Origin of the sequence: Treponema sp. OMZ 803 (genome assembly GCF_024181165.1) — a bacterium.
GTDB lineage: Bacteria > Spirochaetota > Spirochaetia > Treponematales > Treponemataceae > Treponema.
On record NZ_CP051195.1, the window covers coordinates 1,009,997 to 1,024,342 of the forward strand.

Annotated in this window: 9 protein-coding genes; 4 read left to right on the forward strand and 5 right to left on the reverse strand. The window is 43.9% G+C overall.

The genetic code is table 11. The features are described from left to right. The first annotated feature begins 11 nt into the window (after window positions 1-11). The 4 genes from ABH09_RS04635 to ABH09_RS04650 all read left to right on the forward strand — a co-directional run bounded on the left by ABH09_RS04635 (window position 12) and on the right by ABH09_RS04650 (window position 11,801). Entirely contained in the window at window positions 12-8,741 is an 8,730-nt protein-coding gene (locus ABH09_RS04635; protein WP_253715389.1) for an LPD1 domain-containing protein, read from the forward strand. A 143-nt stretch (window positions 8,742-8,884) separates the two neighbouring features. Then, complete coding sequence (locus ABH09_RS04640) at window positions 8,885-9,631, forward strand: ArdC-like ssDNA-binding domain-containing protein (RefSeq protein WP_253715390.1); 747 nt, start codon at window positions 8,885-8,887, stop codon at window positions 9,629-9,631. A gap of 84 nt (window positions 9,632-9,715) precedes the next feature. Next, on the forward strand, window positions 9,716-10,726 hold the full coding sequence (locus tag ABH09_RS04645) for a hypothetical protein (protein ID WP_253715391.1): 1,011 nt from the start codon (window positions 9,716-9,718) through the stop codon (window positions 10,724-10,726). A 7-nt stretch (window positions 10,727-10,733) separates the two neighbouring features. Continuing rightward, complete coding sequence (locus ABH09_RS04650; RefSeq protein ID WP_253715392.1) at window positions 10,734-11,801, forward strand: JAB domain-containing protein; 1,068 nt, start codon at window positions 10,734-10,736, stop codon at window positions 11,799-11,801. Window positions 11,802-11,942: 141 nt separating this feature from the next. Here ABH09_RS04650 and ABH09_RS04655 read toward each other — a convergent pair whose 3' ends face one another. The 5 genes from ABH09_RS04655 to ABH09_RS04675 form a co-directional block, all read right to left on the reverse strand. Beyond that, window positions 11,943-12,245 (reverse strand): hypothetical protein, encoded by a 303-nt coding sequence (locus tag ABH09_RS04655; RefSeq protein ID WP_253715393.1) that lies wholly within the window; start codon window positions 12,243-12,245, stop codon window positions 11,943-11,945. Continuing rightward, window positions 12,238-12,441, reverse strand: coding sequence for a hypothetical protein (locus ABH09_RS04660; protein WP_253715394.1), 204 nt, complete (start codon window positions 12,439-12,441; stop codon window positions 12,238-12,240). Before ABH09_RS04660 ends, ABH09_RS04655 begins: the two co-directional genes overlap by 8 nt. Further along, the gene (locus ABH09_RS04665; protein ID WP_253715395.1) at window positions 12,438-12,755 is read right to left on the reverse strand and encodes a hypothetical protein; all 318 of its coding nucleotides are present in this window, start codon (window positions 12,753-12,755) and stop codon (window positions 12,438-12,440) included. Before ABH09_RS04665 ends, ABH09_RS04660 begins: the two co-directional genes overlap by 4 nt. Then, window positions 12,752-12,946 carry a hypothetical protein gene (locus ABH09_RS04670; RefSeq protein WP_253715396.1) on the reverse strand — a complete coding sequence of 65 codons (195 nt, stop codon included), beginning with the start codon at window positions 12,944-12,946 and terminating at the stop codon, window positions 12,752-12,754. Before ABH09_RS04670 ends, ABH09_RS04665 begins: the two co-directional genes overlap by 4 nt. A gap of 76 nt (window positions 12,947-13,022) precedes the next feature. Further along, complete coding sequence (locus tag ABH09_RS04675; protein WP_253715397.1) at window positions 13,023-14,345, reverse strand: hypothetical protein; 1,323 nt, start codon at window positions 14,343-14,345, stop codon at window positions 13,023-13,025. Window position 14,346 lies beyond the last annotated feature (1 nt).

Genomic DNA, 14,346 nt, shown 5'->3' on the forward strand with positions numbered 1-14,346 from the left:
GGAGGAATTGTATGCAAGGATTCTTGCCTCCGGCGCCTGAAGTGCGCGTTTTAACTCAAATTACCGAATCATTTCATCTTTCAAAAGATGAAGCGGAAACCGCTTTGTTACTCCTGAAAGCCCGTGCCGAAACCCTCGATATGTCATTCGATGAGTACCTTTCAACGTACCATCCGAAAGGTTTTGTCGTTTCCGATACGAGCCTTCCGGATGATGTAAAAGGCTATACAGCCTTTTTATCAGGTGATGCCCGTGCCCTTATCGGGGCAGGGAAAAATGCGGACTTTTTCACCTTTGTCCATGAAGCCGCTCATGTCTTCAGGCGGCAGTTAACCGGAACGCTTAAAGAAAAGGCAGAGAAAGTCTTTAAGGTAGAAGAAAGTACATGGACTGAAGCGCAGGAAGAAGCGTTTGCTTTCGGGCTTGAACAGTATATCCGCTTACGCCTTGCGGCTTCCGAAGACCACCACCTCGTCTTTGAAAAAGGAGCGGCCTTCATACAGCGCGTTTATAACGGCCTTGACCGAATTATTCCGCTTAATCCCGAAATGATCCGGGTATACGATGAGCTTTTTACAGCCGAACGGTTTATGTTTAATCAACAGCGCTTTGATGAAGCAGTCGATACCATCAGTACTCAAAAAGATGCATCGCGGTTTGCTGAAAGTCATCTATACCTCGGTATGACGCCGCCTATCTATCAAGAACTCGGCTTTGAACGTTTACCGGTGATGATAACTGCTCGTCATATTCAAAATATTATGCAGCCGGAAAAAGAAGGAAGCGTTCCCAATTACCACGGACTTACGCCTGAGATGATAAAACAAATTCCGGATGCGTTAAAAAAGCCGCTTCTTGTTATGCAATCGCAACGGAGCGATAGTAAAGAAGATATTATTGCGGTTGTTTCATTAAAAGATAGTGAAGGCCGCCCGATCATTATCCCGCTTTCACCGAATAAAAAAGGTTTTTTCAATGGTATCGAAATTGATATAACGCTTGCAAAAACAATATACGGAAAAGATCGCTTTACCACTTTTTTACAAAAGGCAGTACAAGAACAAAGAATTTTATATATAAATGAAAAAAGCCGAGAATTAGCAATCCCGGAGCTCCAATTGCTCCGCAACTACCATTCTCAGCTTCTGTATGAAAATATAGCAGCATATCATGATTCTGTCAAGCAGAAAAATCCCGGCATTCCGCTTCTGTATCAAAAAACAGCGTATTATGTAGGGCAGCAGGGGGCATTTGATTTTTTAAATGATCCGGTAAAGCAGGATGCTGTAGCAATGTCTCACAGTCCTCATCATACCGTTTCGCATATCGATATCGCAGCGGATAAAAAAGAGGCAGACGGTATTGCGAATGCGAATACCCTAAAAATAGTCAATAATACCGCACTCAAACGCGTGCAGCTCTTTTTTCCGGATAAGCCATCTGATGACGTCAGAAGCGATTTAAAAGCGCATGGCTGGAGATGGTCGCCGCGCAATTTTTGCTGGCAGCGGCTCAATACCGAAAACGGTCTTGCCGATGCCGCCAGAATTCAAAAAACATGGTATCCTGAAAAAGAAGAGAAGCAAACACCGAATATAAAGCTGGAAAACGTACCGCCGGTTTCTACAGAAAAGCAAGAGTTGCCTGTTACCACTGAAAGAAAAGAGATAGTTCTTACCCGGAAAGACTTTGCTAATGCCCAAAAGGTTATTCCACCTTTGCAGTACCGCACAACGGTCGCTTTCGCACGGCAGTCAGAAGATGCAGAATTCTTTAAGGGAATTATTAAAACTGTTTCCGAAACAGTTGAAACAGATCGCACTACCTCTGACAAAAGACGAGGAAGGAAACAAGGACATCCGATTCTTTTCCGCTATTTTCATCCATCCGGTACTGAATACTACGTGTCTGACATTGATAAAACAAACGGAGAAGTCTATGGCTTTAGTATTTTAAACGGAGACCTTGAAAACGCCGAATGGGGATACAATAGCCTTGACCATTTACGTTCGGTGCCGAACATAGAGCTTGATTACCATGTCCCTGAAGGGATGACCATCGAGCGGCAGCTGCATAAAGCGTATCCTTCTTACTTCCCTGAACCGGAAGATGAGATTAAAAACAGAGGAAAAGACCTTAAAAAAGAAATGACGCAAACGCCGCAACCGATAGTAGTAGCACCGCTTATACAGAAAGGTGAGTATCCTCCGATACAAGAAGTCGATTGGTTTGAGGCTTCTAGAGGATCGTGGAATCAGTTTTATCCGAACGGTACCGGTTCTAAGCCATATATCGAGGTTTATTATCAAGATGCAAAAAATCGTATCATGCAATATCATCATAAAGGCGCATCAAAAACTGATTTTGGCGCATTGCTCGAGGGTGTGAACGATGTGGTATTTAATGCAGAACACCTTGGGAATACGGCAACCGATAATTTTTTAAAGAGGTTTAAAGCGTACGGTTTTTACCTTCAAAAACAATATACCAATGAAAGAGGTGAGCGGCAGTTTATTCTGATGATCCGTGACGGCTCAAAATCGGGGAACGTCGAAATGATCCCCGAGCGGAAAGGTACTGTTTTGCGCTATACAGTATTAACCAAAAACGATGAGAAAACGATACTTGAAACAAAAAACTTTGAGAAAATTGATGATGCGCAAGCCTACATGGACTTCAAGCGGAGAAGATTAAATGAAGAGGTTGAATATGGACGGAACATTGATAGCGGAATACCGGACGGATCGGGGAACCGTAATACGGAAATGGGAGATGCCGGACGGACAGAAGGTGCAGGAAGAGATACCGGCATGGATGACGGAGCGCTTGAGCGCGGAAGAGAAAACACTGACAGAGCGAATAGCGTACCGCATTACGTCGGAGAATTTCAGCCGCATTCTCAAGGCGATGAGCAGAGAGGAAGCACTTTTGTGGGCGGTCCAGATGAACCGCAAAATGGGAAGATCTCTCACCGAGGAACATCTAATATCGACTCTGATCAACCTCGAAATGGATCTGTAAATGCAGAAGGTGGCGACCAGCCAACTGTCGGGGCGGTAAAACGTATCAGGGAACAGTGCCTGACGCTCTTAAACGAAAAGAGCGCCGATGAACTTACGGCCGAAGATAAAAAAGTTCTTGCCCGGTATGAAGGAGGAGGCGGAACGGGAGAGACAGAACGAAGTGCCAGCGAAGTCTTATATGCCTTTTACACGCCGAAAGCCGTTTGCGATACACTGTGGCGTCTTGTAGATGCGTATGCTCCTGATGTAAAAACCGTTCTTGAGCCGGCAGGGGGAACGGGGCGTTTTTTAGAAGGGCGAGAGCTCAATGACTGCACCCTGATCGAACCGGACGAGACCGCAAGCCGCATTGCCCGCCTTTTACATCCTGCAGCCCATGTGAAAACACAATCATTTCAAGAACTCTTTTTTAAAGACGGTGTTATTCATCGCCCGCAGTATACGGAAAAACCGTTTGACCTTGTAATCGGTAACCCGCCGTACGGTGTCTATAGCGGTTTTTATAAGGGCAAAGGAGAAGGAGCTTCTCACAGCCGGTACGAGCAGTATTTTCTTGACCGAGCGCTCGATGTGGTAAAGGATGGCGGACTTGTTGCATTTGTCCTTCCTTCTTCTTTTTTACAGAGCGCAGAAACGGAAGGAAAGCGCCTTATTGCCGCAAAGGGAACGCTCATCGATGCGTGGCGCCTCCCTTCCGGCGTTTTCCCTACAACCGATGTTGGTGTTGACCTCGTTATCGTCAAAAAAGAAAGAGGATATGAAAAAGATTTTTCACTCGATTCTTTTTTTACCCGACACCCTGACCATGTTCTCGGAGAAGAAAAAGAAGGAGTCAATCGGTTCGGCCGGAAAGAAATAAAAGTAATTCCATTTGAAGGAGAGACGCTTGAAGCAACGCTTGCGCGGGTTATCCCTGAAAACATGCTGAAACTGGAAAAAGAAGAACCACCGCTCCAAGAAGCTGCAACAAGAGAAGCACTGCAGAATGAAACGCAAAAAACGCAAGAACAAATCATGCGTGAAAATGTCGAAATGGCACAAGCACTTGCCGATAGCATTCCGGTTGAACCGGACGGTAGTTTTTCACAAGAAAAACAAGCAGCACTTGCTCGTATGGAATATCTTCGAATGCACTACCTTACGGTAACTGGAATGCGGCAACAAACGCAAAACGATACGGCAGCAGCGGCAGCGGCGAAACAAGAACGTACACGACTCTTAAAAAAGCATGCCGATAGCAAAAATGAGTATATTTTGACCCTTATTGCTCAAAAGGAAGGGTATATTGACTATCTTGAAGACTGTAAGAGCGGGACGGTCAAAGACCCGTATCGGGAGCATGAAACCCTCATCACCGAAACGGTACAAGCACAGCGTACGCAAAATGAAACACGTAAAACGGTGCACGCGGATATACTTGAAAACGAACCGATCCAGTCTGCTCATGCACCACAGGCGCGAAAGAACATACCGGCAGATGAAGTCCATGCAAAGGCACCGATAAAAGAAGCGACAACAAAACCGCATACAGCGCAAACACAAAAGGCTCAGCGGCAGCCGGTACCGAATAACGATAAAATGAAACGGCATGAAGGTAAGCTTCTATCCGCTTCTGAGTTTGCTGCTAAGTACGGTAAAACGCTCGATGAGCGGGAAGCTCCGCTTTGGAAAGCGACCGACTATGAAGGGAAAATTGATGCCGCCGCGTTGACGGATGAGCAAAAAGCCTTTATTGCACAGCACCCCGATTATATCAAAATCAGTGAAACGGCATGGATGCACACGGTCAATTTTACCAAAGGTAATATTTATGAAAAGCTTGAGGTGCTTGAAAAAAATAAAGAGTCGATTGGCGATGCGCTGTACCAAAAGCAAAAAGAGATGCTTGAACACGCATTACCGCCTGAAGTACCGTATGAAAAACTGACCATCCCCGTCCATTCAAATCTTGCCCATGAGTTTATCGTTGCTCGTGATGACAATGGAGTTCCGTATAACCTGAGGGAAGGTTTTATAAAATGGGCAACCGGTGAGCAGTTCCTTTTTGAAGCGGGACTGCCTCTTTCACACCCCTCACGAGTGACGCTTAACGATGAATCGCCGGTACGACCGGAAGACTTCCCGGCAGGCATCTACTGGAGCTCTATTGTCTCGTATATTGATCGGGATCCGGTACGAGCACATCAAGAGTATACGCCCCAAAAAAAGAAGGCGGCCCAGCTTGAAGCTAACAGAACGCGCACTCTTCGGCGCGAAACGGCTGAACGACTTTTTAACCGTTATATCCAAGAAGGGGTACCTGAAGGAAAACGGAGTGAGCTTTTGAAGGCATGGAACCGCCGCTTTAACGGGTATCGTGCTGCCGATTATGCCAAGCTGCCGCTTTTTGTTTCCGGTATGAGCGAGAAAAAGGACGGGGAAGTGTTTACCCTCTATGAGCAGCAAATAAAGGGGATTTCATTTTCAACCGACAAAGGAAACGGTATCCTTGCCTATGACGTCGGCGTCGGTAAAACTGCTTGCGGTATTGTTGCAACCGTTAATCAAATCCAAGCAGAAAGAGCTCATTGTCCTCTTATTTGCGTTCCAAAAACGGTGTATTCAAAGTGGCTCCATGATATAAAAGAACTGTTCCCGACCATCCCGGTAAACGACCTTGGAAATTTCAGTGAAGAAAAGCTCAAACCCTTTTTGGTCGGCGAACACGGACTTTCCCTCGAGAAGGGCAGTATATCCTTATGTACGCATGAAGCGTTACAAGCGATAACCTTTAAAAAACAGACGCTTGAAGGAGACTTAACCGTCGATTTACTCGATGCCCGCAGTACCGTAAGCGGTAACGCATGGGATAATGCACAAGAGAAAGAGGAGATACAAAAAATATTAGGAGAAGCCTCTTCCGTAAAAAACGGGTACGTCTATTGGGAAAATACCGGATTTGACCATATCACTGTTGATGAAGCGCACCGGTTTAAAAACCTTTTTACTATGCCGCGGCCGCAGTATGATGATGGGGCAAAACGGCAAGCCAATGAATTTGAAGGTATTGGAAGCGGCACGCCTTCAAAGCGGGCACAAAAGCTTTTTGCCATTACCCAGCTTATCCAAAAGGAAAATAACGGTAGAAATGTCTTTCTTTTAACGGCGACACCCTTTACAAATTCGCCGACGGAAATCTATTCAATGCTTTCATATGTCGGGCGGGAAAAACTGAAAAGAATGCACCTGTATAATCTCGGTTCCTTTATGACCGAATTTGCCGAAACGCATACCGAATGGGCGGTAAAGCCGAACGGAGAAATACAGCCGAAACAGGTGATGAAAAACTTCCGCAATGTGCAGAGCCTTCAAAATCTTTTGACCGAATATATTGATAAAGTCGGCGCAGAAGAAGCAGGCGTTATCCGGCCGATAAAACGCGTTCATGCGATTGAGCTTGAAGCGACGGAACTCCAGAAAAAAATTATCGAAGCAGAAACAGCGCGCTTAAGCACAATTTCAAAAGATGATCCGGGCGGAGTGCTTGTCGCGATGAATAATATGCGCATGGCGCTTTTATCCCCGGCACTCGTGAAAGCAAGCAATTATGATTTTGCGCTGCCTCCCATGAGTGAACTCGTTGAAAGTTCTCCGAAATTAACTTTTGTCTGTAATGCCATCGCGGCTTCTTATAAAAAGGTTCCTGCAGGCGGGCAGGTAATGTATATGCCGCGCGGGGTACAAGAAGCGGAAGAAGTAAAACGGTATCTTATTGCGCACGGAGTTCCGGAAAAAGCAATCGGCATTATCAATTCCGGAACATCAAGTAAAAAGAAAGATGAGATGACCGAACAGTTCAATGATAAAACAGCTCCATTAAAAATCATTATCGGAAGCGAGACTATCAGCGAAGGAATCGATTTAAACGGTAATTCTTTTGCCCTCTATAACTGTATGCTCGGTTGGAATCCGACTGAAAGTACGCAAGTTGAAGGGCGTATTTGGCGGCAAGGAAATGAGCAAGGTCATGTCCACATTACCTATCCCCTTATTACCGATTCCATCGATTCGCTGATGTATCAAAAGCATGACGAAAAGTCCTCCCGCATCAATGCCTTGTGGAGCTATAAAGGAGATGTCCTCGATGTCCAAGATATTCGCCCCGAAGAATTAAAGCTTGATCTTATCAAAGACCCTGAAAAGAAAGCCTCATTTATCATAAGCCGAAAGAAAGCTGCATTAGAAGGAGATCGGGCAGTCATTGACCTCAAATTGAGCACCATCGATTCGATTATCGAAAAAAAGCATGCCATAGCTATCAACCTTGCTGCAGCCGAAAGATGTGATGCCAAAGGAGAAGTACGCTTTTATAAGACAAAACTACAGCTACTTGAAAAAAAAGAAGCTGCTTGCGATATCGATAGTGAGCACAGCGCCGCTATGCGAATTGCCGAACTCAATGAAGAAAAAAGAAAACTTACTGAACGCATCGATTCAATCGAAAAGGAAAAACCGCGCCTGATTGCCGAGGCGAAGAAAGCACAAACAGCGGAACGTTCTCTTGCAGGCTCTCTTGCTGATATTACCGAAAACTATGTACAAAATCTCTTAAACGACTTAAAACCGATGGCAGAGGTAAGAAAAGAAATTGAGCTGGACAGGAAACGCAGCGCTCTTTCTACAAAAGAAGTAGTTGAAAATATACCGAATGAAAAAATTCTCTCACATAAGAATGTCGAGATATCGCTTGAAGCGGTTAACAAAACGCAATCGGTGCAGCCGATTATTGCACCGCTTCGCTCATCTTCCGGTAGCACGGCAGAGACGGTTACGCGAGCTGTATCAGGAACAGTCAATACAAAAGCCACACAAAAGAGTGAAAACCAAGCGACACTATTTGAGCGAGCAGTCCCTTCGTGTTACGCACGCATTGGAGGCAGAACGCTTTCAGTCCAGTCTCTCGCACAATTACAAACACACTTTTCTTTCCGTACTGTTGCGAGCAATAATACCTCACCTTTACAACCGCACGAGATTACCGCTGTCGCTCATGCGTTCGCCGATATGGCCGATGTCTTACACCTACCTGATAAACAAATCGGAGTTTTTTCAACGCTTGCCCTTTCACTCGCCGGAACACAACAGAAAAGAAGTGGAACTCATTACGATCGGAATAAACAAACACTCTCCTTAATGCATGGAAAATCAGGCGGCCTTTTAGCTGAAAAATGGTTTTCTGCCTTCGACAATCTTCTTTATAGTGCTGCTACCGGTCAAAAAAAAGATGTGTGTCTCACTGAGATTCCTCAAGGAAAAGGAAAAATCAATCAAGCGTTTCAAAACCTTATCACAGCTATTACGGAAAAAGAGGATAAAACCCCATCCGATTATCTCCGTCATGCCCAGCTACTCGACGGAAAAAAGGCGGCTCATCCGTATTGGGCTCGGAAGCAGAATTTAGCAGCACGTGCATTTTCTGCGTATGTCTCCGATAAGCTTGAAAGCTTAGGGAGAAAAAATACGCTTTTATGCTTTAAGTCGGATAACACCTTTTATAAAACACGTACTCCAGCGCAAGGAGTACCAAAGCCGTATCCTGAAGGGGCAGAGCGTGCCCGCATCAATAAAGCGTTCGATGCACTGTTTGACGCGCAGCGGCAATTCCTCTACATGAAAGAACACCGACCGCTTGTCGCACAGACGGTAAAATCGCATCGTACTGTTACCTTTGAGCGATAGGCTTTCATCTACTGTATATTGATGTTATAACATTTATATTGTATACTGCTGATAGAAAAGATGTTAATTGATAAGCGGCTCCGGAAACCAGTTGCCGCGTAAAAGATGCTTTTCAGACCTTTCATTCTTGTACGGTGATAATGATGAATACTCAAGAAGAAAAAATGACCAATCAAACAAATGACCGTAAAACAGGCGTTACTTTCAAACCCATTACGGAACTACAAACCGAGCATATGCTCGATCTTTTGGAAAAAGGAAATCTGCCCTTCATTCCGGATAAAAAAGGATTCTGCGATACCCGTGCTGTTCGTAATGCCCTGACCGGTTATGAGTTTACCGGTATCAATCAAATCCTTGCAAAAGCATATTTGCATGAAAAAGGCTTAGACGGACACGATATTTTAACCTTTGATCAAGCGAATAAGTGCGGCGCCGGTATCGAAAAAAATGCTAAAGCGTTCTCACTTTCCTTTCAGGATATGAGTAAACGCGATGAAAACGGGAAAGCAAAGGTCGTGATAAATCACTACTTTGCCGATTCCCACGTAAAGCGGCCGGAGAAATTACCATGGCTTGAAACAGTGCCGCAATCTACAAAAGACAGTATTGAACCGCGCTCTTCAGATCCAACAAAATATCTTGGGTGTTATCTTCTTAGCATGCACTATGGTATAAGTTTTACTCCTCCTGCTGCACTTGCAGCAGAATTTTCTCAAAAATTTAAAGAAGCACTCCAAGCTTCCCCCTCCAATTTATTTAAAATCGGACGGGATGCACAAAGATGGATGAAAGAGGATCTTGCACAAACAGCTGAACGAGTTGAACGAGCTGAACGAGCTGAACGAGCAGCGCCGACTCACAGCGCATCTCCTTCTTTTTCTCGGTAACCGTATACCGCACAACGACATCTACGGGGAACCGCTTAAAACGGCAGTTTTGAACGGTTCCCTCTATAAGGAGCAAATACTACTATGCCTTCTTTTTTTGACACTTCAACACCAATTGATAAAAATGCCTATCGTTCAACCGTCTATCTCGGCGAGAAAGATGAAGTCCTCGATCAATGGACATCCAGCGATACTGCCCGTCACGGAAGCCCTGAAGAGTTTTATACCGATCAGGTCAATAAACTCCTTTCCGTTTGCGTGAGCGAACATAATGTTCCTTTTTTCAGGCAGGGAGATAAACCGGTGCCGAACAATCTTTTAAACGGTACGGTAATGAAAGATATCAATAAAGCTGCCGCTGAACTGCATGCGACAGCGACCGGTTGTAAGAAAACCGACTATATCTTCGGTCATGAAGCACGTTCTTTAGGACTAACTCTTGACGTAAGCAAAAACACGGCGCCGCTTTTAGTTTGTAACGACACAAAATTCGCTTCCCGCAGCCCGCTTTTAAACGAAATACGGGTTGCCGGAGAAGGGACAAAGACAGGCTTTCAGTATATGTATAATGTTGAACAATTTGACGATCGCAGCCGGAAGCTTTTACACAAAATATTGCCTGAGCGGAAAACGTTTGAAAGTGAACAAGTACAAAGCCATGCTCAATCTCAAAAGAACTTTCTCGATAATACCCGTAACCCTGCTATCAAAGAAGCGATGCGTCTTGAAAACGAAAAGCGGAAAGATGAACTTTCCGCTGTAGGACTTTTAAATGTCTACAAAGCCATACAAACGCATAATATTGTACAGCAACATGGATCGTATGACCTCGTAGGCGGCGTTCCTTCTTTTGACGCTGATGCCCGTATGAGTGCACTTTTTTCTATGGAAGTGCAAAATGCTTTAAAGAAAATTGATAAAGGAACACTTCCAAAACAAGCGCTCCTTTACAGTATGTATCAAGGGCAAGATTTTTCAAACCGCGCGGTAATGCCTCAATTCTCCTATGAAACGAAACATCAAATGGATGAAAAGCTCAAAAAAGAGAAAAATATTCACCTCTCCGTTGCTCCATCCGTCTCTATAAGCCGATAAGCAAAGTATGACACTTTCTCGCTATGTAAAACAGCACCGGCATCCTTTCGATTTTCCCGACTACCTCGTCGAAAAACCGATTGATATTACTGCTGATGGAACCCTTTCTGAAAAAGGGCTCCATCAGGCCTATCACCTTTTATATCGCTACCGCAGTAAAAAGGTAGAAACGTTCCGCCATATCATCGTCGATGCATCCGGTACTATCCGAGATCAAATCGCCATCACCAATAAAAGCCTTGTCTCCGCTTCTTTTTCAGCAGAGAATAAAGATGCAAATGCCAAACAAAACCACTACTGGAATGCTATTAAATCCTATTTAAAAGAGCATAATTATTCGCTGCTTATTGCGCATAATCACCCGACAGGACAAATTGTCCCTTCTACACGCGATGAAACATTAACTGCCCAAATCGAACTTGAGCTTTCTTCACTTGGTGGCACTTCCCGCTTTTTAGGACATATCATCCTCGATCATGGCAATTTTGCTTTTTATAAGCCGGGTAAGGGCTGGCAGTATTCCGCAGATCCCGAAACTCGTAAAATACACGATCCGCTCATGCATCCTAAAAAAAATAATAGCATTATTCCCTTTATGATAAGCGGAGATGATACGCATAAAATGATGTGGATTTTAAACGATATTGATGGAAAATCACACTGGAAAACGGAAGGGAAAACACCTTTTTTTGCTCTTGATCAGCGGTATGTCATCGCAGGTATTTATTTTTTTAATAACCGTGATATTATTGCAGCCGCTCAATCGCCTGAACAATGGAACCGTTTTTTCATTGATTTTCATAAAAAGGCAGCCTTACTCGGCGCCGATTCTTTTTTCCCGGTTAACCGAAGCGATGATGAAAAATTAGAAAAGGCATTGCTGTTTATGGCAGAAAAAAAGATTTTCCTCGACGGCTACAATAAAAACTATTGCTTTTCCGATAAAGACCCTGACCTCGCTTCTCATTACATCGATCCCCTCTATTCGCCGACTGTCATTGCTTCTTCAAAACGCTTTAAAGAATTTACACGGCAAAAAAAACTAAAACAAGTGAGTACGTATATCGAACGGTAACACGCTTCATTTACCACAAGCTCCACAGTCAAAAGTCAGCTCCGGGATGTTTTGGGCATCCCTTCACCCGCCTTTTTCGTGTGGATTTGTGGAAAATGAAGCAGAAAGTCTTTTACCGAGCGTTTTTAAAAGATATCGAAGTTACTTCTCTTCAACCGAAACAAGCCGGACACTGCCATCGGCATTTTTTTCATACTTTTCAGTTCGCTTAAAGCCGTTCGTACTGATTTCTTTCAAAACTCCTTCCTCCCAGTACTCGATATGTCCCGGCCCCTCAATTGCCGGATACGCCTCATTTCCGTGTAATAACCCATTTTTTAAGCGGCAGATGTATCCTTCAACGAGCATATGCTCCCCGTTAATTGGAGTCGGATCATTCCCTTTCGTAAAAACCGCTTTCCCCTTTAACGCATGCGGAAGAATACTTGATGTTTTCTCATTCATATTGATCTCCTCTTTTATCGGTATCATTTGTACCATAGTTCTTTGTGTTTAATTTACTCAACGATTTATGCATCTTTTGCTGATGCTTCATTGAATTCCATTCGTAGGCAAGATACAGTGTGCCAATACAGAATATTACTATGAACGCAATACAAAAAAGAGCGCAGAGTTCACCTGCTGCTTTGATGACAATCATTCCTCTTCTTTGTACACGCTCAACAGCTTGCCCTCCTCCCAATATTCTTGCACACCGGTTGCAAGATCATAGAGTGCCGGTAATCCTTTCCGGTGTAAAAGTCCTTTTTGGCGATATTCGACATAGCCGGTTGCACTTTCTATTGCCGGCTGCGTTCCTCCGTCCAAATAGCCATTCTCGTCAAAGCGGAATATTGTCCCGTCTGCGCTTATCATATCGTCAGTAAATATATGCCCGTGCCGATCGGTAATCTTTTTCCCGCTAAACGCTAAAAACCTACATATCGTTTTCAGTTCACTCTCTTTTGCAGTCATACCGGCTCCTCATCATAGTATTGCTCAAACCGCTCTACTTCCGTCTTTCGCCACTGGCATTTCTTCTTAATCCCCTGCATAACATGCACGAGTATCCGCTCAGTTTCAGGAGAAATACCGCAATCCCGATTTTTTAAATCTTTCCTGATTTCATGCAGCTGCTCCGGCCGCACATCAATCAACACTCTCATGAGTTTCACACCTCCTTAAAAAACTTTTTTCTCAGAGCCGTTTTACAAGGCTCTTTTTAAAGCAAGTATACAGCGCTTAAAATACAACCCCGCTCAATAAATCCTGTTCATCACAAGAGTTTTCAAGACGACTGTGTTTAAAAAGTTCCGGTAACGCTTCCTCGCTAAAATCTTGTTGAGGGGGTGGAGAACGTGCCGTATCTTGAAGCTCAAATGCAGCCATTTCGAAATGATCAGGTAAAAACCGCGAAATAATTTTTTCACTGCAAAAACCGCTAAAGGGTAATCGGCTTTTCCACCACGTTTTACCGCTTTTTTGCAGTGCTAACACCTGCACATAGTTTTTACACGCGCTAAGAATATTGGCATCAAGCGGAATTGTCCGCTCTTGCAGTTTGGTAAGTCCATATTTAAAATCGCGTTGTAAAAATACCGGAAACTGATCGGCTTTGTTTATTTCTGCCTCTACAAACAGCGCATAAATCTCTTCTGCCAGTTTTGTAACAGACGGATTTATTGCTTTTTGATAGGCAATCTTTTCTTCCTCCTCCTTTTTTTTTCGTATCTGTGATTTTTCTTCATCTCCGTCTAAGCTTGATCGTACTTCAAGGGAAGGAGAAGAAGTAATCGTTGAAGGTAATTGATGTATGTAATCGATGTTATTAGTAGATTCGGACAATTTGTCCGAATGGATTCGGTCATTTTGTCCGGATGGATTCGGACATTTTGTCCGGATGGAACCGGTCATTTTGTCCGGATGGAACCGGTCATTTTGTCCGGATGGACTTTTATCAACTCCTCTGGATGACGGCAGAGTGTTTTGTACGCCCTCATCCTTATTTGAATGCGGCATAATACAATTATCTATCACACCTTTTTCAGAAGGCGAGCGGTGTTGCTCTTCTTGTTCAACCGGCGTAGACTCATATATCGCCTCGTCTTGTGTGTTGTCACAAGATACGACAGCGTCTTGATTTTCATCGCTATCATGTACACCATGATCCTGTGATTCCTCTTGATTTTTTCCGGTATAGAGCATAAGAAGACTGTCGATTACTTTTACCATCACTCGCCAATGACATACCGGTATTCCATTCCTGTGCAGAATCTTCATTTCGATATAGCCTTTTGCAACAAGGTAGTCTTTAAGCCTTCTAAGCTTTCGCTCTTTGATAAAAAGCTCTTTTTCCCATTCTGCATACGTTTTATATATCCAGCCATTTTCAAGGTACGATTTATCAGACCAGTAAATAATTTGGCTTAAAAAGACTGCTGCCTCATAATCATAATCGCACAAAACGAGGTATTCTTTTTGAATACTTACTACGTTCCCTTGCCCTGAAAAGGCAACGAGTAGTGCAAAAACATCTTTTTTATCTACATATTTTTTATCATTCATA